Source organism: Corallococcus caeni (assembly GCF_036245865.1).
In the GTDB taxonomy this organism is placed as follows: Bacteria; Myxococcota; Myxococcia; order Myxococcales; family Myxococcaceae; genus Corallococcus; species Corallococcus caeni.
In genome coordinates, this window is sequence record NZ_BTTW01000001.1 from 1,837,657 (window position 1) to 1,854,674 (window position 17,018).

The 17,018-nt window shown below is 71.1% G+C and carries 16 protein-coding genes; 9 read left to right on the plus strand and 7 right to left on the minus strand.

Going from position 1 to position 17,018, the window contains the following annotated elements:
• Positions 1 to 47: 47 nt before the first annotated feature.
• Positions 48 to 857 (plus strand): hypothetical protein, encoded by an 810-nt coding sequence (locus tag AABA78_RS07320; protein WP_338262246.1) that lies wholly within the window; start codon positions 48 to 50, stop codon positions 855 to 857.
• Positions 858 to 942: 85 nt separating this feature from the next.
• Here AABA78_RS07320 and AABA78_RS07325 read toward each other — a convergent pair whose 3' ends face one another.
• From AABA78_RS07325 to AABA78_RS07340, 4 genes are read right to left on the minus strand one after another with little or no spacing between them, the layout of a single operon-like run.
• Positions 943 to 1,824, minus strand: coding sequence for an ATP-grasp domain-containing protein (locus AABA78_RS07325; RefSeq protein WP_338262247.1), 882 nt, complete (start codon positions 1,822 to 1,824; stop codon positions 943 to 945).
• 12 nt (positions 1,825 to 1,836) lie between these two features.
• On the minus strand, positions 1,837 to 2,787 hold the full coding sequence (locus AABA78_RS07330; RefSeq protein WP_338262248.1) for a DMT family transporter: 951 nt from the start codon (positions 2,785 to 2,787) through the stop codon (positions 1,837 to 1,839).
• Entirely contained in the window at positions 2,760 to 3,785 is a 1,026-nt protein-coding gene (queG, locus tag AABA78_RS07335) for a tRNA epoxyqueuosine(34) reductase QueG (protein WP_338262249.1), read from the minus strand. The genes AABA78_RS07330 and queG overlap by 28 nt, the downstream gene beginning before the upstream one ends.
• A gap of 3 nt (positions 3,786 to 3,788) precedes the next feature.
• On the minus strand, positions 3,789 to 4,349 hold the full coding sequence (locus AABA78_RS07340; protein ID WP_223739209.1) for a cob(I)yrinic acid a,c-diamide adenosyltransferase: 561 nt from the start codon (positions 4,347 to 4,349) through the stop codon (positions 3,789 to 3,791).
• A gap of 103 nt (positions 4,350 to 4,452) precedes the next feature.
• On the opposite strand from AABA78_RS07340, the gene AABA78_RS07345 reads away from it, so the two are divergent.
• From AABA78_RS07345 to AABA78_RS07365, 5 genes are all read left to right on the plus strand, one after another.
• Positions 4,453 to 5,247: a thymidylate synthase gene (locus AABA78_RS07345; protein ID WP_338262250.1), complete on the plus strand. Its 795-nt coding sequence runs from the start codon at positions 4,453 to 4,455 to the stop codon at positions 5,245 to 5,247.
• Entirely contained in the window at positions 5,244 to 5,732 is a 489-nt protein-coding gene (locus tag AABA78_RS07350; protein WP_338262251.1) for a dihydrofolate reductase, read from the plus strand. Before AABA78_RS07345 ends, AABA78_RS07350 begins: the two co-directional genes overlap by 4 nt.
• A 63-nt stretch (positions 5,733 to 5,795) precedes the next feature.
• On the plus strand, positions 5,796 to 6,029 hold the full coding sequence (locus AABA78_RS07355; RefSeq protein WP_338262252.1) for a hypothetical protein: 234 nt from the start codon (positions 5,796 to 5,798) through the stop codon (positions 6,027 to 6,029).
• Between the two features lie 122 nt (positions 6,030 to 6,151).
• Positions 6,152 to 8,032, plus strand: a complete 1,881-nt coding sequence (locus tag AABA78_RS07360; RefSeq protein ID WP_338262253.1) for an FTR1 family protein — start codon at positions 6,152 to 6,154, stop codon at positions 8,030 to 8,032.
• An 11-nt stretch (positions 8,033 to 8,043) separates the two neighbouring features.
• Complete coding sequence (locus tag AABA78_RS07365) at positions 8,044 to 8,784, plus strand: GlsB/YeaQ/YmgE family stress response membrane protein (RefSeq protein ID WP_338262254.1); 741 nt, start codon at positions 8,044 to 8,046, stop codon at positions 8,782 to 8,784.
• A 19-nt stretch (positions 8,785 to 8,803) separates the two neighbouring features.
• On the opposite strand, the gene AABA78_RS07370 is transcribed toward AABA78_RS07365, so the two are convergent.
• Both AABA78_RS07370 and AABA78_RS07375 read right to left on the minus strand, forming a co-directional pair.
• Positions 8,804 to 10,330 (minus strand): MBL fold metallo-hydrolase, encoded by a 1,527-nt coding sequence (locus tag AABA78_RS07370; protein WP_338262255.1) that lies wholly within the window; start codon positions 10,328 to 10,330, stop codon positions 8,804 to 8,806.
• A gap of 17 nt (positions 10,331 to 10,347) precedes the next feature.
• Entirely contained in the window at positions 10,348 to 11,646 is a 1,299-nt protein-coding gene (locus AABA78_RS07375) for an HD domain-containing protein (RefSeq protein WP_338262383.1), read from the minus strand.
• A 168-nt stretch (positions 11,647 to 11,814) separates the two neighbouring features.
• On the opposite strand from AABA78_RS07375, the gene AABA78_RS07380 reads away from it, so the two are divergent.
• The 3 genes from AABA78_RS07380 to AABA78_RS07390 are packed head-to-tail and all read left to right on the plus strand — an operon-like array spanning position 11,815 to position 14,860.
• A complete protein-coding gene (locus AABA78_RS07380; protein ID WP_338262256.1) occupies positions 11,815 to 12,915 on the plus strand; it encodes a D-alanine--D-alanine ligase family protein in 1,101 nt (366 codons plus the stop codon).
• Positions 12,806 to 13,282, plus strand: a complete 477-nt coding sequence (locus AABA78_RS07385; RefSeq protein ID WP_338262257.1) for a GNAT family N-acetyltransferase — start codon at positions 12,806 to 12,808, stop codon at positions 13,280 to 13,282. Before AABA78_RS07380 ends, AABA78_RS07385 begins: the two co-directional genes overlap by 110 nt.
• A 42-nt stretch (positions 13,283 to 13,324) precedes the next feature.
• On the plus strand, positions 13,325 to 14,860 hold the full coding sequence (locus AABA78_RS07390; RefSeq protein ID WP_338262258.1) for a transglutaminase-like domain-containing protein: 1,536 nt from the start codon (positions 13,325 to 13,327) through the stop codon (positions 14,858 to 14,860).
• A gap of 27 nt (positions 14,861 to 14,887) precedes the next feature.
• Here AABA78_RS07390 and AABA78_RS07395 read toward each other — a convergent pair whose 3' ends face one another.
• Positions 14,888 to 16,978 carry a thioredoxin domain-containing protein gene (locus AABA78_RS07395; RefSeq protein ID WP_338262259.1) on the minus strand — a complete coding sequence of 697 codons (2,091 nt, stop codon included), beginning with the start codon at positions 16,976 to 16,978 and terminating at the stop codon, positions 14,888 to 14,890.
• Between the last annotated feature and the right edge of the window lie 40 nt (positions 16,979 to 17,018).

Genomic DNA, 17,018 nt, shown 5'->3' on the forward strand with positions numbered 1-17,018 from the left:
GGGGCTCGCCCGGGAAGCGCGGAAGGCTGGTAGCCTTCACATTTGCCATGCGTCTTCTCCCGCACCTCGTCGTCCTCAGCGTCCTTCTTGCAACCCCCGCCCTGGCCGGGCCCGTCCCGCCCGGCTGCGAGGAGGACGCCGCCACGTGCAAGGAGGACTGCACCATCGAGTACGGCGGCAACGGCGCGGCCATCAAGAAGCTGACGCGCTGTTTCGAGGGCTGCCTGCAGACGCGCACGCAGTGTGCCCGTCAGTTCAACGCGGTGAACAACCGGGCGCCGGACGCACCGGAGGCCGCGCCCGAGCGCCGGGGAGGCAAGACGGAGGCGGCCAAGCTGCGCGAAATCGAGGAGAAGGACCGCCGCCGCGAGGAGGACCCCTTCGGCGACGAGGAGAACAAGCAGCCGCGCGCGCGGCCGGTGCGCGACTCCTACGATGATCCGCCGGAGCCGCCCCCGGAGCGCAAGGGCTACCGGGCGTCGGACGAGAAGCCCGCGAAGCCCCCCCCGCGTCAGCAGGCCACCGTCCCCGCGCGGGCCACGGAGCCCGCGCGCCAGCCGCCCCCGCCGCCCTCTCCCGCCGTGGCGCCGGAGCCGGAGCCCAGGCGCTCCGAGGCCCCCGATATTGAAGCCTTCTCGGAGCCGCCGCCCCGTGCGGATCCGCCCCCGCGCAAGCCCGAGCCGAAGCCGGTGGTGGCCGAGCCCGCGCGGCCAAGCCGGACGGAAGACGAGGACCTGCCGCCTCCGCCCCCGCCGGTGAGGAAGGAGCCGCCGCCCCGTATCGCAGAGCCGCCGCGTCCCACGGTCCCGCCGGAGCCCAAGAAGGACATCTCCGACTGGGATCCCAACGGCGACTGAGCCCGGGGCCATCAGCCCTCGGCTCCGCCTCCCGCCCGGCGGATTCCAAACTGGTCCGACTGTCGGACAGGTTCGTGCGGGGCGCTCAGCCCGCGCGGCCTCGCTCCACGTCCAGGACGCGCTGCCAGAGCGCGATGGGCGACACGCCGACGTAGCCGCTCTCCTGACCGTCGTTGCACTCGATGACGATCCACCGGCCGGATACCTCCTGGGCCACGTCGACGACGAGGAACGGCAGCGCCACCCGGCGGGCCGCCTCTCCCGCGAGCGCGAGCGCATCCCGCTCCTCCTGGGGCGTCAGCGTGTACGGCGTCCCCTGCCACCAGTAGGGCCCGAAGCCCACCAACTGCTGCCGCCACCAGAAGGTTCGGAACTCGAACGAGCGGGGCAGCGCGTCCGCGCCCTGCGTGTCGTCCACGCGCCGCAGGGGCCGCAGCTCGCGGCACACCACCTGCTGCCAGTGCAGGATGTCATCCCGCGCATAGGCCTCCATCGCCTGACGGAAGGCGTCCGGCCCCTCGATGATGGAGAGGGACCTGCGATGGCGGCTCGTCTGCCGCGCACCCTTGAGGAACACCGGCCAGCCCAGCCGCTCCTCCACCGTGCGCGCATCCGGCGGCGTGTCGAACCAGACGCTGCGAGGCGTCAGGTCCTCCAGCAACGGATACCAGTGCGGCAGCTCCGTCGCGAGCAGGTGCTGCTCTGGCGAATGCACCAGCCGCACGCCCTGCGCCTCCAGCTCCCGGTAGCGCTCCGCGTAGTCAGGCCACGCCCCCGCGCGTGCGACGACCTCGATGGGCGTGTCGGGCAGCATGTACGGCCGCCGACAGGCGAAGAACCGATCAAAGGCGAAGTCGTAGACGCCCTTCCCCGTCGCCGCGGTGAGCAGCCACAGGCGGTCCTCGACCTTCAGCAGATCCTCTCCAGGGCGCAACATGGGCGGCAGCGTGCGACCGCCACCCTTCACGGGTCAACGCCTTCAGCCCGCGCGCACCACCACCGGCGCGGCCTTCACCGGCACGCTCTGCGTCAGCCGCACGCCCACGAGCACCAGCGCGCCGCCCAGCGCCAGCTCCCAGTGCAGCGCTTCATCCAGGAAGAGCCACGCCACCAGCGCCGTCACCGCCGGTTGCAGGTTGGAGAAGATGGCCACGCGCGACGCGGGCACCTTCGACAGCGCGTAGGACCAGAGCAGGTACGCCACCACCGACGTCATCAGCCCCACGTACACAATGGAGGCCTTCGCGGCGGCGCTGGAGGCCCACACCGCCGCGGGCTCCAGCACGAACGGGATGAGCGGCAGCTGCAACACCGTGGCGACCGTCATCGTCCACGCCGTCGCGCGCAGCGGTCCATGCTCGGAGGCCAGGGGCTTGCCTTCCGTCGTGTAGACCACCCACGCCACCACCGCCGCGAGGATGAGCAGGTCGCCCTCCAGCGTGCCCCTCGCGCTCGCCAGACCCCGGCCCAGCAGCAGCACCACCACGCCCACCAGCGCCGTGAGGATGCCCGCCGTGGTCCGCGTGGACGCCCGCTCCCGGCCCAGCACCAGGCTGGCCACGTACACGCCCAGCGGCGTGAGCGCGTAGAACAACGCCGCGTGCGCCGCCGTGGAGCGCGACAGGCCGGAGAAGAACAGCGTCTGGTTCACCGGCCCGCCCATCAGCCCCAGCAGCGCCACGCGCGGCCACGCATGGCGCGGCGGCAGCTTCCGCCCCGGCGTCACCGCCAGCAGCACCACGAACGCGGCGCCGCACACGAGGAAGCGCCACAGCACCACCGTGAACGGCGACAGCTCCGTCATCGCCCGCTTGGCTGCGAGGTACGTGCCCGCGCTGATCAGCACCTGCACCGTCAGCGCCGCGTACACCCGCCCGAGCGGCGGCGGCGCGGAAGGAGACGTCACGGCTCCAGTTGCAGAAGCGCCCATCGTGCGGCGCTGCGTACCAGTTCACTGCCGTCGCCGCTGAGTTTTTCGAGCAGCGGCCGGGCGTGCGCCTGCCGTGCGACCCCCAGTGCATAGACAGCGTTGCGCCTCAAACCGTCGTACCGCGCGCGCGCCAGCGCCGTGCCGGGGATGAGCTCCTTGTATTGCTCGGGGGTGAGCGCCGCCAGCTCCAGCGTGCCCAGCGACGCCACCGCGCGGGGCACGAAGCGGTCATCCTCCGCGAACACCGGCTTGCGGTTCAGCGGGCACACCTGCTGGCAGATGTCGCAGCCGAAGATGAGGTTGTCGAACTTGAGCCGGAACACCTCCGGCACGTCGCGGTCGCGGTTCTCAATCGTCTGGTACGACAGGCACGCCCGCGCATCCACCTGCCGGTTTCCCACCAGCGCGCCCGTGGGACACGCCATGAGGCACCGCCGGCAGGAACCGCAGCGGTCCGCCACCGGCCCCTCCGGATACGCGTCCACCTCCGCGTCCAGGATGAGCGTGGCCAGGAGCACCCAGGAGCCGTGCGACTCCGTGATGAGGCAGCCGTTCTTGCCCACGTAGCCCAGGCCTCCGCGAGCGGCCCACACCTTCTCCATCATGGGCCCGCTGTCCACGCCGCCGTAGGTGCCCAGGCCCGGGTACCAGGCGTTGATGGTCTTGCGGAACGCCTTCATCCGGTCGCGCAGCGTGGAGTGGTAGTCGCGGCCCCTCGCGTACCGCGCGATGGGCGAGCCCTGCGACGGTGCGTCGTCCCGGTAGTAGTTGTTCGCGAAGGACAGCACCGTGCGCGCGCCCGGCAGGAGCACCGACACGTCGAGCCGCTCCTCCGCGCGCGACCCCATCCAGTCCATGTCCGCGTCGTAGCCGGCCTCCAGCCACGACATCAGCGACGACGGCGGGATGGGCTCCGCGCGCGCGAAGCCGATGAGGTCGAAGCCCACGTCCTGGGCGAGCTGCCGCAGCCGGGCAGTGGGCAGTTGCGTCGCGTACACGGGCTACTTCGTCGGCTTCTCGGGGATCCACTTCACGTCCGGCAGGCCGGCGCGGAAGTTCACCAGCCGGGCCACCACGAAGAGCAGGTCCGACAGGCGGTTCAAGTACATGGCCACCGCCGGCGGGGCCTTGTCCTCACGCAGCAGCGTCACGACCCGGCGCTCGGTGCGGCGGCACACCGTGCGCGACAGGTGCAGCGCCGCGGCCGCGGGCGCGCCTCCCGGGAGGATGAAGTGCGTCATCTTGGGCAGCTCCTCCTCGTAGCGGTCGATGTGGCGCTCCATCTCCTCCACCCACTCCGGGCGCAGCTCCGGGATGTGGGCCGCCGCCTTGGTGTGCGGCGGCGTGGCCAGCACCGCGCCCACCGTGAAGAGCTGGTCCTGGAGGCGCTGGAGCAGGTGGTCCAGGTCCGCCGGCAGCGAGAACGTGCGCGCGAGGCCCAGCGTGGCGTTGAGCTCGTCCACCTCGCCGTACGCCTCCACCAGCGCGTCGTCCTTCGACACTCGGCCGCCGCCGAAGAGGCCCGTTTCGCCGGCGTCGCCGGTCTTCGTGTAGATCTTCATGGCAGCCCTTGTTTAACGATGCGACACGGCGACGCCGTGCGCGGGTGGACAGCGGCCGATATTTTGCTCGCTTGCCCGACCCCACCTAGGGAAAAAGGGCCCCATGCAGCCTTACCTGAGTCTGATGGAGCACGTCCTGAACCACGGGACGAAGAAGGGCGACCGGACCGGCACGGGGACGCTGAGCCTCTTCGGCCACCAGCTCCGCTTCGACCTCACCCAGGGCTTCCCCCTGGTGACGACGAAGAAGCTCCACCTGAAGTCCATCATCCACGAGTTGCTGTGGATGCTCCGGGGGGACTCGAACGTGCGCTCGCTCCAGGAGGTGGGGGTCACCATCTGGGACGAGTGGGCCAGCGCCGACGGCAGCCTGGGCCCCGTGTACGGCCACCAGTGGCGCTCGTGGAACACGCCGGACGGCGGCCACGTGGACCAGATGCAGCAGCTGGTGGACGGGCTGAAGAAGAACCCGGACTCGCGCCGGCACCTGGTGAGCGCGTGGAACGTGGCGGACGTGCCCTCCATGAAGCTGCCGCCCTGCCACGTGATGTTCCAGTTCTACGTGGCGGACGGAAAGCTCTCCTGCCAGCTCTACCAGCGCAGCGCGGACATCTTCCTGGGGCTGCCCTTCAACATCGCGTCGTACTCGCTGCTGACGATGATGGTGGCGCAGGCCACGGGCCTCACCCCGTACGAGTTCATCCACACGATTGGTGACGCGCACCTGTACCTGAACCACGTGGAGCAGGCGCAGGAGCAATTGAAGCGAGAGCCGCGCCCCCTGCCGCGCATGCGCCTGAACCCGGACGTGAAGGACCTGTTCGCCTTCCGCTACGAGGACTTCACGCTGGAGGGCTACGACCCGCACCCCGCCATCAAGGCGCCCGTGGCCGTATGAGCCCGCGCGTGTCCGCCATCGTCGCCATGGCGGCGAACCGCGTCATCGGCCAGGGCAACACCCTGCCCTGGCGCCTGCCGCAGGACCTGGCGCGCTTCAAGCGCCTGACCCTGGGCCACACCCTCGTGATGGGCCGCAAGACGTACGACTCCATCGGGAGGCCCCTGCCCGGCCGCACCACCGTGGTCCTCACCCGCCAGCGCGACTGGGCCGCGCCCCAGGGCGTCCGCGTGGCGCACACCGTGGAGGAAGCGCTGGCGCAGGCCCAGGGCGACAGCGAGGTCTTCATCGCCGGGGGCGCGGACCTCTACGCGCAGACGCAGGCGCTGTGGCACCGGCTCTACCTCACCCGCATCGAGCGGGACTTCCCCGGCGACGCGTTCTTCCCGCCCGTGGACCTCTCCGGATGGAGGCAGGTGGAGGAGGAACGGCACCCGGAGGGCGACCTGCCCTTCGGTTTCTTCACCTACGAGCGTCAGGGCTAGCCACTATTCCGGGAAATTTCGGGACGACTTATCGTGCGGGCTCCTCACACCGAAGGAGCGTGCATGCGTCGTCACCTGATTCGTGGGCTGGGGCTGTTCGCGGTGCTGGGCCTCGCGGCCTGTGGCGGGGCCGTCGAGGACGGCACGGGCATGGAGCCCGGCACCCAGGAGCAGGAGCTGCGGCAGTGCCCGGAGAGCGGCGTCTGTCCCGCCGGCGAGGTCTGCTACGACGGCCCGGGCGGCCCCTGCTATCCGTGCAGCCGCTACCCCCAGTACTGCGGCGTCGACCTGCCCTGAGTCGCCCCCGGGAACACCCGGAGTGTTGACCCCCACGCCCCCTCTGTCTTCGGAGGGGGTGCCATTAATTGATCTTGATTCGCAGAATTGAACGCGCCGGGGGCGGTTGGTAGAAGGCGGACGTGAAACACGCCGCCGCCCTCTCGCTGTGCCTGCTGTTCGCGCTGTCCTCTTCCGCCCGGGCCGAAGCGCCGGCGTCCGACGAGGGGCGCACCTGGCACAGGCTGGTGGGCATCCTCCAGTACCTCCAGGCGGACTACCCGGCGGCGGTGTCGTCGAAGTCGGAGTTCGAGCTGACGGAGCAGAAGAGCTTCGCGGCGGAGGCGCTGTCGGCGGCGAAGGACCTGGGCCCGGCGGCGGCCACGTTCGTGCCGCGCGTGGAGGCCATCCAGGCGCGCGTCAACGAGGCCGCGGATCCAGAGGGCGTGAGCCGCGACTGCGGTGAGCTGGTGGAGAGCCTGGTGCTGGCGGGGGGCCTGGCGCGCAGCCCTCGCGTGGCGCCGGACCTGGAGCACGGCAAGCAGCTGTTCCAGGCCAACTGCTCCGCGTGCCACGGCGCGGAGGGCAAGGCGGACGTGTCCATCGCGGCCACCATGGAGCCCCGGCCGGCGGACTTCCACGACCCGGAGCTGATGGAGGACGGCCTGACGCCCTACAAGGCGTTCAACACCACCAGCTTCGGCGTGCCCGGCACCGCGATGCCGGCCTACCCCACGCTCACCGAGGACGACCGCTGGTCGCTGGCCTTCTTCGTCTTCACGCTGCGCCAGCCGCCGTGCCAGGGCGAGCCGCCCAACGTGTCGCTGGAGCGGCTGGCCACGTCCACGGACGCGGAGCTGGCGAAGGCGTTCGGCGCGGACAAGGTGGCGTGCCTGCGCCAGAACATGCCGGACGCGGACGAGGAGAAGGTGCTGCTCAACGCGCGCGCGGCGGTGGGCCACGCGCTGCGCCTGGGCGCGGACGGCGACTACGCGGCGGCGAAGACGGCGCTCCTGGACGCGTACTTGAACGGCCTGGAGCCGGTGGAGCCCAAGCTGCGCGGGCGCGACCCGGCGCTCACCCAGAAGCTGGAGGAGGCGTTCCTCCAGGCGCGGCTCGCCGCCGAGCACAAGAGCCCGCACCTCCAGGACGAGGGGCGTGAGCTGCTGTCGCTGCTGGACCAGGCGCGCAAGTCCACCGGCAGCACGACGGACGTGCTGTCCGTGGCGTGGCTCACGCTGCTCATCCTGCTGCGCGAGGGCTTCGAGGCGACCATCATCGTCACGGCGCTGCTCGCCGCGTTGAAGAAGATGAAGGCCATGGACCAGGTGCGCGTGGTGCACGCGGGCGTGGTGTCCGCGCTCATCGCGGGCGCCATCGCGTACATCGTCGGCCGCAAGCTGCTGGCCGGTGCGCAGCGCGAGTGGATGGAGGGCGTCACCGCGCTCGTCGCCGTGGCGATGCTGCTGTACGCGGCGCTGTGGCTCAACGCGCGCGCCAACGTGAGCCACTTCATGGGCGAGCTGCGCCAGAAGATGCAGGGCGCGCTGGGCAGGGGCAGCACGTTCGGCCTGTTCGCCATCGCGTTCACGTCCGTGCTGCGCGAGAGCTTCGAGACGGCCATCTTTCTCCAGGGCCTGGCGGTGGACTCCGCGGCGGGCGTGGCGTGGGGCGTGGTGGCGGGCATCGCGGCGCTGGCGCTGCTGGTGCTCTTCATCAACCGCATGGGCTACCGGCTGCCCATGAAGACGCTGTTCAACCTCTCCACGGTGGTGCTGGTGGTGACGGCGGTGATGCTGCTGGGCAAGGGCATCCACTCGCTGCAGGAGGTGGGCGCGCTGCCGCTGGTGCCGGTGCGCTTCCTCTACGTGGACATGCTGGGGGTGTACCCGGACGCCCTGTCGCTGGTGCCGCAGGCGCTGCTGGCCATGGCGCCGCTCGTCTACCGGGCCCTGCGCCGCCGGCCCCGCGTGGAGACGCCCGCCTCCGGGGACGGGGCGACGCCGACGCCGCCCTTGCGGTAGCGTGGGTCCTGGTGAAGCTCCCCCGTCTGTTCCCACTCCTCGCCCTGCTGCTCGTGTCGGGCCTGGCCTCCGCCCAGGAGGCCCCCCCCGAGCCGGCCCGGGCTCCCGCCGGGAGCCTCACGGCGCCACCGCTGGTGGGCGCGCCGGTCGAGGACGTGCCACCTCCCCCGGACGTCCCCCTGGAGGACAAGACGCCCACGCGCGCGTCCGTCACGCCGGAAGCCCTGCCGTCCCTGAAGGCCGCGCCCGCGAAGGACCCCGTGCCGCGCGTGGCGGTGGAGGTGCTGGGCGGCGCGGCGGGCGGCGTGGTGGGCGCGACGGTGCTGGGCTCCGTGGGCTACCTGCTGGGGTCCGCCACGGTGGGCTGTGACGAGTGCCTGGTGATGGCCGTCGCGGGCGCCGCGGCGGGAGGCCTCATCGGCATCCCGGTGGGCACGTACGCGGGCGGCCGGTTCATGGGCGGACGCGGACGCGTGGGCCCCACGGTGGCCGGGAGCATGGTGGGCTGGGGCGCGACGTTCCTGGCGCTCACGCTGGTGAACAGCGGCGGCACCGAAGCGCCCCCGGCCGTCAACGCGGCCCTCTTCATCCTGCCGGTGGTGGGCGCGAGCGCGGGCTTCGAACTGTCCCATGGCAAGGCGCTGCGCCTGGAGGCCGAGGAGCACGCCTCCTCCACGCCCTCCGTGAGCCTGATGCCCGTGGCCACCTACAGCAGCAAGGGCCCGCACCTGGGCCTGATGGGCAGCTTCTAGGCGTCCCCGCCGCGGCGGCTCAGGCCCCCACGCGGAACCAGGTGAAGGAGTCCTCGCGCACGCGGCCCTCTGCCACCAGCTTCTCCAGCGAGGCCAGGGCGCTGCGCTCCGCCACCGGGTGCAGGATGGGCGGCGTGTCCGCGTAGGCCGTGGCCACCACCTCCGCCAGCGTCGCGCCCGTCGCGGGCACCGCCTCCAGCACGAGGGCCTCGCGCTGGGCGCGGTGGCGCAGGTACTCGTTCAGCTTGCCCGGGCCGTCAGGCACCGGCGAGCCGTGCGCGGGGTACAGCGTGGTGACGGGCCAGTCGCGCAGCCGCTTCAGCTGCGCGAGGTAGTCCACCATGTTGCCTTCGGGTGGGTCGATGACGATGGAGCCCACGCTCGCCACCATGTCGCCCACGATGGCGGACTTGCTGCGTGAGTCCACCAGGCACACGTGCCCGCGCGCGTGCCCCGGCGTGTGCAGCACGTGCCAGCGCTGCACCAGGGGGCCGTCCAGGTTCAGCACCTCGCCGTCCTCCAGGAGCCGCTCCACCGGGAAGTCCAGCCGGTCCGCCGTGCGCGCGTGGCACCAGAGCGGGATGCCCAGCCGCTCCTTCACCGCGAACGCGCCGCCCACGTGGTCGCCGTGGTGGTGGGTGAGCACCACCGCCACCGGCCTCGCTCCTTCCGCCTTCAGGCCCGCCACCAGCGACAGCAGCTTCGCGTACTGCTTCACGTCCGACGAACCCGGGTCCACGATGAGCAGGTCGCCCGTGCCCAGCACGTACGCGTTCGTGTGCGTCGCCGGCGGCAGCGTGGGCGTCTCCAGCGCCACCACGCGCACGCCGCGCTGGAACTCGATGCGCTGGGCCACGTAGCCCGGGCAGTACGGCGGTGTGCACAGCTTCGCGCGCGCGTCGGCTTCGTCCGTGAACTCCGACAGCACCTGCAACGCGTGCTGAGCGGGCGGGTGCAGGAGCGCCGTGCCGTCGCTCCAGCGCGACAGCCCGTCCTCCGGGCGGATCCACGCCCCTTCCGTCAGCTCGCCGGGGATGATGCTCGCGGCGGCGCCCTCCGGCAGCTCCACCAGGTAGAAGCGCGTGTCGAAGCGCACCGGGATGGCCGGCGGCGTCACCCAGCGCCCCGCGGGCTTGAGGTCCTCCGCGCGTAAGCACAGCGTGTGGCGCACCAGCCACTCGCTCCACTTCACCGTGCCCGCGAGCAGCGCCGCGCGCCCCTCCTCCAGCGCCTGGGGCGACAGCGCGCGCGCCCCTTCCGCCACCAGCACGCCCGCCTCCTCGAACAGCTCGCGCGCCGCCGCGGACCTCAGCGCGGCCTCCTCGCCCTGCGCGCCCTGCACGGGCACGTCGTGGTCGTCGGGGTCCAGCTTGCCGCCGGGGAAGGCTTGGAAGCCCCCCGCGAAGGTGAGCGCGCGCTCGCGCTTCACCCAGAACACCTCCACGCCCGCATGCGCGCGGCGGAAGAGGATGACCACCGAGGAGGGCCGGGGCTCCACGGGGGTGTGGGGCCCGAAGAGGCCCATGCCGGGAAGGGGCTCGCTCATGGTTGCACCGTCGTCCTTCAGGATTGCGTCGTCTGGCCGAGCATCCGGCCCATCATCTCGCGCGCCCGCTCCGCCTGGTCCGGCCGGACGTAGAGCCGCGTCAGTCGCACCGCGCCACTGTAGCGCTGGTAGAGCGGCGTGTAGCGCGCCACCTCCGTCAGCCGCCCCGTGGACACGTCCAGGATGAACAGCCCCGGGTTGCCGCTGCCCCCGGAGGACCCCACGTACTTGCTGAGCGCCCCCTTGGACTGCACGGTGTAGTGCTCGAAGCCGCCGCTGGTGAGCGCGCTGTTGAGCACCTCCAGGTCGTAGCCCGTGTCGCGCTCCGTGAACTGCGCCAGCAGCTTGAAGCCCTGCCGGCGGCTGATGCGCTCCGCCCACCGGTTCTTCGACCGGCGCAGCGTGTACCAGAGCGCCGCGTCGTCGCAGAGCAGGAAGGCCTCCGGGTCGTGGGGAATCTCGAACTCGCCGGGCGTCTCCTCGTAGTACCGGCGCAGCATGTGGTCGAAGTTCACCGACGTGTGGTGCAGGTACACCGACACGAACATGTGGTAGCGGCTGAGCAGGAAGTCCTCGAACGCGAACGCCGCCGCGCGCGACAGGGCCAGCACCGCCCGCCCGTCCTTCACCGCCGGGTTCAGGTTGGAGACGATCCAATCCATGTCGTACCGGCCGTAGTTCACGCCCGTGTAGAACGAGTCGCGCAGCAGGTAGTCCATCCGGTCCGCGTCCAGTTCCCCGGAGACGATGGCGCGCAACAGCGGCGTCCAGTCCACGCCCTGGTGCGTGAAGCCCGGGTCCCTGGGCGGCTTCGCGCCGGTGATCAGCGCCACCGCCGCCATGGGGGTGATGCCGCGCGGGCCGAACTCCTTCTGGATGATGTCCGTCAGCGAGCTGTCCAGGAGCAGCTTCGCCGTGTAGTCCTCGTGGGTCGCCTGCTCCCCTTCCGCCACGGAGTCCAGCCAGCCGGGCAGCCGCAGCAGCGACCGCCGGGGCGCGATGCGCTCGGACGCGTGGGAGAAGGGCATGTGCCCCAGGTCGTGGCAGAGCACCGCCAGGCGCACGGCGGTGCAGAAATGTTCACGCACATCGTCCGGCAGGTCGGACCGGCTGGCCACGGCGTTGAAGACGCGCGAGGCGACGTACATGGCGCCCAGGCTGTGCGCGTGGCGGGTGTGGGTCGCGCCGGGGAAGGCCAGGTCCCCGAAGCCCAGCTGCCGCACGTAGCGCAGGCGCTGGTAGAAGCGGCTGTCGATGACGGCCTTCTCCGGGTCGCTCACCGGGATGACGCCGTGGATGGGGTCGCGAATCCGCATGTCGTCCTTGCCGGGCGCCTGCTCACCCAAGAAGCCCGGAACTGCTCCTACAGGTCACCCACCGTAGCGCATACCCTGACAGGCGGTAGCCCTGTGAGGGGCCGACCGGCCACCACGTCACAGGCTGGGAAGGTCCCTGGGGACGTGCTAACCCTCGGGTCACTCCGAATGCACATCATCCTGCTGCACAATCGTGACCACGACCTCCTCGAGGACGACCCCGGGCGCGAAGCCCGCGAGGACGTGGTCCGGGTGGCCGAGAGCCTGGCCCACGCGCTGAGCCGGGACGGCGTGAACGCCGAGCCGCTCGCCATCGAAGGCGACAAGCTGGACTTCATGGAGGCCCTGCGCTTCCTCCAGCCCGACCTCGTGGTGAACCTCTGCGAGTCGCTGGCCGCCGACAGCCGCGGGGAGATGGCCGTCCCTTGCCTCCTGGACGCGCTGGGGCTGCCGTACACCGGCTCGTCCGCCCTGTCGCTGGGGCTGGCGCTGCACAAGCCCAAGGCCAAGGACATCCTGCGCGCCCACGGCGTCTCCACGCCCGCCTCCTTCCTGGTGAAGAAGCGCGAGGACGCACTGGCGGTGGACCTGCCGTGGCCCCTCATCGTGAAGCCCGCGCGCGAGGACGCCAGCGTGGGCATGGACTTCGACTCCGTGGTGACGGAGCGCTCGGCGCTCGTGCGGGCGTGCGAGTCCGTGCTGCGCACCTTCCACCAGCCCGCGCTCGTGGAGCAGTTCATCGCGGGACGGGAGGTCTACGTTCCGCTGTTGGGCAACAGCCCCCGCCAGGCGCTGCCGCTCACGGAGATCCACTTCGGCCGCGCGTTCGACAACCGGCCGAACATCGTGTCGTACCGGGCCAAGTGGGAGGAGGCGTCGCCGGAGTACCGGGACTCGCCCACGGGGCCCTGCCGGCTCGACGCAGTGCAGGAAGCGCGTTGCATCCAGACGGCGCTGGAAGCATTTGCAGCGCTGGACTGCCAGGACTATGGACGCGTGGACCTTCGGGTGTCGCCCGAGGGTGTGCCGTACGTCATCGACATCAACCCCAACTGCGACCTTCACCCAGGCGCGGGGTTCGCGAAGGCGGCGCAGGCCGCCGGCATGGACTACGCGACCCTGGCCTCGCGACTCGTGGAGGTCGCTCTCGAAAGAGCCCATGGAAATCCGCACACTCGAAAGAAAGGACCGGGAACCGCTCGCCGCGCTGATCCGGCGAATCGAAACCTTCTCGCAGGAGGAGCAGGACTGCGCCATCGAGCTGGTTGACACCGCGCTCACCGCGGGCAACCGCGACTACACCATCCTGGTGGCGGACCGCGGGCAGGACGGGGGCGGGCTGGTGGGCTACTGCTGCTACGGCCCCACGCCGATGACGGAGAACACCTTCGACCTGTACTGGATCGCCTCCGCGCCGGAAGTCCGGGGCCAGGGCATCGGCGCGGGGCTCGTCTCCGCCATGGAGGCCGACCTGCGCCGCCGCAAGGCGCGCATCATCCGCGTGGAGACGAGCGCCACGGAGGCCTACGGCCCCACGCGCGGCTTCTACGCGTCCATGAAGTACGGCGAGGAAGCCCGCATCAAGGACTTCTACAAGCAGGGCGACGACCTCATCATCCTGACCAAGCGCCTGTAGTCCCCCGCCAGGAGCGGGCAGATGCCATCCATGAACCGACCGATGCGACGCACCCGTCTGGGATTGTTGAGCCTGCTCGCCCTGCTGACAGGGGCACCCTCCCCCGCCTGGGCCCAGGCGCCCGCCGCGCTGAAGAACCAGGCGAAGGCCGCGGCGGCCAAGGCCCAGGCGAAGACGCCCGGCGCCCCGCAGGCGCAGGAGCAGCTTTCCGACGTGCTGAAGGCCCCGCGCCCCAAGGGCGGCGAGTACTTCGGCCTGTACCTGATGGACAAGAAGGTGGGCTGGTTCTTCACCGACCTGACGGCGCTGCCGGGCAACAAGGTGCAGAGCATCAACGAGCTCATCTTCAAGGCGCAGGTGGGCACGCGCGTGTCGGAGCGCGTGCACCGCGAGGTGCGCGTCTACGAAGCGAAGCCGGGCGGCAAGCTCCTCTCCTTCACCGTCACGCAGAAGGGCGACGGCGGGGACAACGAGCTGGTGGGCACCGTGACGGGCGACTCCTTGCGCGTGGTGCGCAAGCGCCCGGGCCAGCCGGATGAAGTGCTCAAGCCGCTGCCCCTGCCCAAGGAGACGGTGGAGGACGCGGACCAGGCGCGCGTGGCGCTCCTGCGCGGCCAGAAGGTGGAGGGCGTCGCGCTGGACGGCACGGACCTGGAGGGCTACCGCACCGTCACCACGGTGGAGGCGCCCGAGGAGCAGATGCTGGGCGGCGTGAAGGTGAAGCTGTCGCGGGTGAGCACGCTGTCGGACAAGGAGAAGGTGCCGGTGGCGGCCTTCCTGACGACGGACGGCAAGATGGTGCGGGTGGACTTCGGCCAGACGATGCAGGCGCGCGCCGAGTCGGAGACGGTGGCGAAGCGGCTGGACCTGGTGGAGGTGTTCGGCCTCACGCGCGTGGTGCTGCCGCAGCCCCTGCCCGCGAAGGCGCGCGAGGTGCCCGGCCAGGTGAAGCTGGTGATGAAGAACCTGCCGGAGAAGTTCCAGCAGGACACGTACCGGCAGAAGTACCACCGGCTGCCGGACGGCCGCGTGGAGGTCACGCTGATGGCGGCGCCGCCTTCGCCCAAGGGCCGCCTGCCCCGGCCGGTGGCGGATCCGGACAAGGGGGAGAACCTCAAGTCCACGCTCGCGGTGGAGGCGGACGCGCCGGCCATCAAGGCGCAGGCCAGGAGCATCATCCGCGACGAGAAGGACGCGTACACGGCGGCGCGGATGCTGTCCGCGTGGGTGTACAGCAACCTGCAGAAGGACTACGGCGCCAGCGCGGACCGGGCCACGGACGTGCTGCGCCAGAAGAAGGGCGACTGCACGGAGCACTCGCTGCTCACGGTGGCGATGCTGCGCGCGTCCGGCATCCCCGCCCGCCGCGTGGACGGCGTCATCTACATGGTGAACTCCGACGGCGTGCCCGCGCTGTACTGGCACGAGTGGGTGGAGGCCTACGTGGGCGAGTGGACCCAGCTGGACCCCACCTTCAACCAGCCCGTCGCGGACGCCACCCACTTCTACGTGGGCTACGAGGGCAACGCGGAGATCACGCCCCTCATCGGGGCGTTGCAGGTAACGGACGTGAAGTAGTCACGGTGCCGCGTCCCCCGGCCTTCTTCAGTGGCCCGGGGCCGCGACCAGTCGCTCCGCGAGCAGGCCCGCTTCCGTGATGGGCCGCTCGCAGACGAAGCCGCGGCAGAGGTACGCGGCGCCCTTGCCTTCCACCGGCTCGCGCCCCTCGAAGAGCTCCTGGAGGCGCGCGGGCGGCGGGACGCTGGTGTCGTGCCAGCCGAAGGAGAACACCGGCGCGTAGGTGCGATTCGCGGACGCCAGCAGCGGGGCCACCGCCTCGCGCGAGCCCGCGAAGGTGACGCCCGACGCGCCGTCCAGCAGCGAGTCCGCCGCGAGCGCCAGGTGGCCGTAGCCCATGGGGTTTCGCACCAGCTGATCATGCAGCTTGGCCACGTAGTGCTCCGGGTGGTCCAGGTGGCACACGTCGCCGGTGAGCGCGGAGAGCGTCACCTGCGCCTCGGTGAGCGTGGACGCGCCGGCCGGGAAGGCGTTGTCGAAGAGGCAGTAGGCCGCCACCACCAGGTCCTTCTGTCCCCGGGGCGCGGAGAGGTACGCCTGCTTCTCCTCGTCCCAGAACAGCTCCACCGCGCGGTGCGCGAGCGCGTCCGCCGCGTCCAGGTACTTCGCGTCGAACGTCGCCTGGTAGAGCGCGGTGAGCCCCGCGGCGAAGTCGCCGTAGTCCTCCAGGAAGCCGTCGATGCGGCCCTGGCCGTGCTGGTACGAGCGCAACAGCCGCTTGCCGTCCCACATGTTCGCGAGCACGAAGTCCGCCGCGTTCGCCGCGAGCTTCGCCCAGTCCGGGCGGTTGAACACACGTGACGCCAGCGCGAGCCCGCGGATCATCAGCCCGTTCCAGCCCGCCAGGATCTTGTCGTCGCGGCCCGGCTTCACGCGCTGCTCGCGCAGGAGGAAGAGGACACGGCGCGCCTCCGCCAGCTCCTTCTCCACCGCGTCCACGGGACGGCCCTGCTCCTTCGCGAGCTGCTCCACGGGGACGACGACCTCCAGCACCGTGGCGCCGTGCTCGAAGTTGCCGCCGGGCTTGATGCCGAAGTGGCGCAGCACGGTGTCCGCCTGCTGACCCACGGCCAGGGCCGCGCGGACCTCCTCGGGGCGCCAGACGAAGAACTTCCCCTCCTCGCCCTCGCTGTCCGCGTCCTGCGTGGCGTAGAAGCCGCCGGCCGGGTCGGTCATCTCACGGCGGACGTACGCGACGGTCTCCTCCACCACCTTGCGCCAGAGCGGCCGTGACTCCACCTGCTCCGCCTCCGAGTACAGGTGCAGGAGCTGGGCGTTGTCGTAGAGCATCTTCTCGAAGTGGGGCACCAGCCAGCGCTCGTCCACGGAGTAGCGGTGGAAGCCGCCGCCCAGCTGGTCGTAGATGCCGCCCAGGGCCATGCGCTCCAGCGTGCGGAACACCGCCGCCTTCAGGGGCTCGCCGCCGCCACGGCGCCACGCGCGCAGGAGCAGCGCGACGTTCATGGGGTTGGGGAACTTGGGGGCGTTGCCGAAGCCGCCGTTCACCGGGTCCATGCGCTTGAGCATGGATTGCCCCATGGCCACGATGTCCTCCGCGGACAGGTGCGCGGGGGCGGCGTCCAGGCCGTGCGTGGACAGCTCACCCAGCCCCTCCTGGAAGCGGCTGGCCTGCTCTTCGATGTCGCTGGCCTTGTTCACCCACGCGTCGCGCAGCGCGGAGAGCAGGCGCGGGAAGCCGGGCCGGCCGTAGCGGTCCGACGGGGGGAAGTAGGTGCCGCCGTAGAAGGGGCGCAGGTCCGGGGTGAGGAACACGGTGAGGGGCCAGCCACCGCCCTGCCCCATGAGCTGCACGACGCCTTGATAAATCTGGTCAAGGTCGGGGCGCTCCTCGCGGTCGACCTTGATGTTGATGAAGCCCTCGTTCATCAGGCGCGCGATGTCGGGGTCCTCGAAGGACTCGTGCGCCATGACGTGGCACCAGTGGCACGCGGAGTAGCCCACGGAGAGCAGGATGGGCTTGTTCTCCGCGCGGGCGCGGGCCAGGGCTTCGTCCCCCCAGGGGTACCAGTCCACGGGATTCGTGGCGTGCTGGCGCAGGTACGGCGACGGCTCCTGGGCCAGACGGTTGGTTTTTCCAGAGGGGGGACGGTCATCCATGGGGTGCTCCCGGTGCGCAGCGGCTTCGCGGCCCTTCACA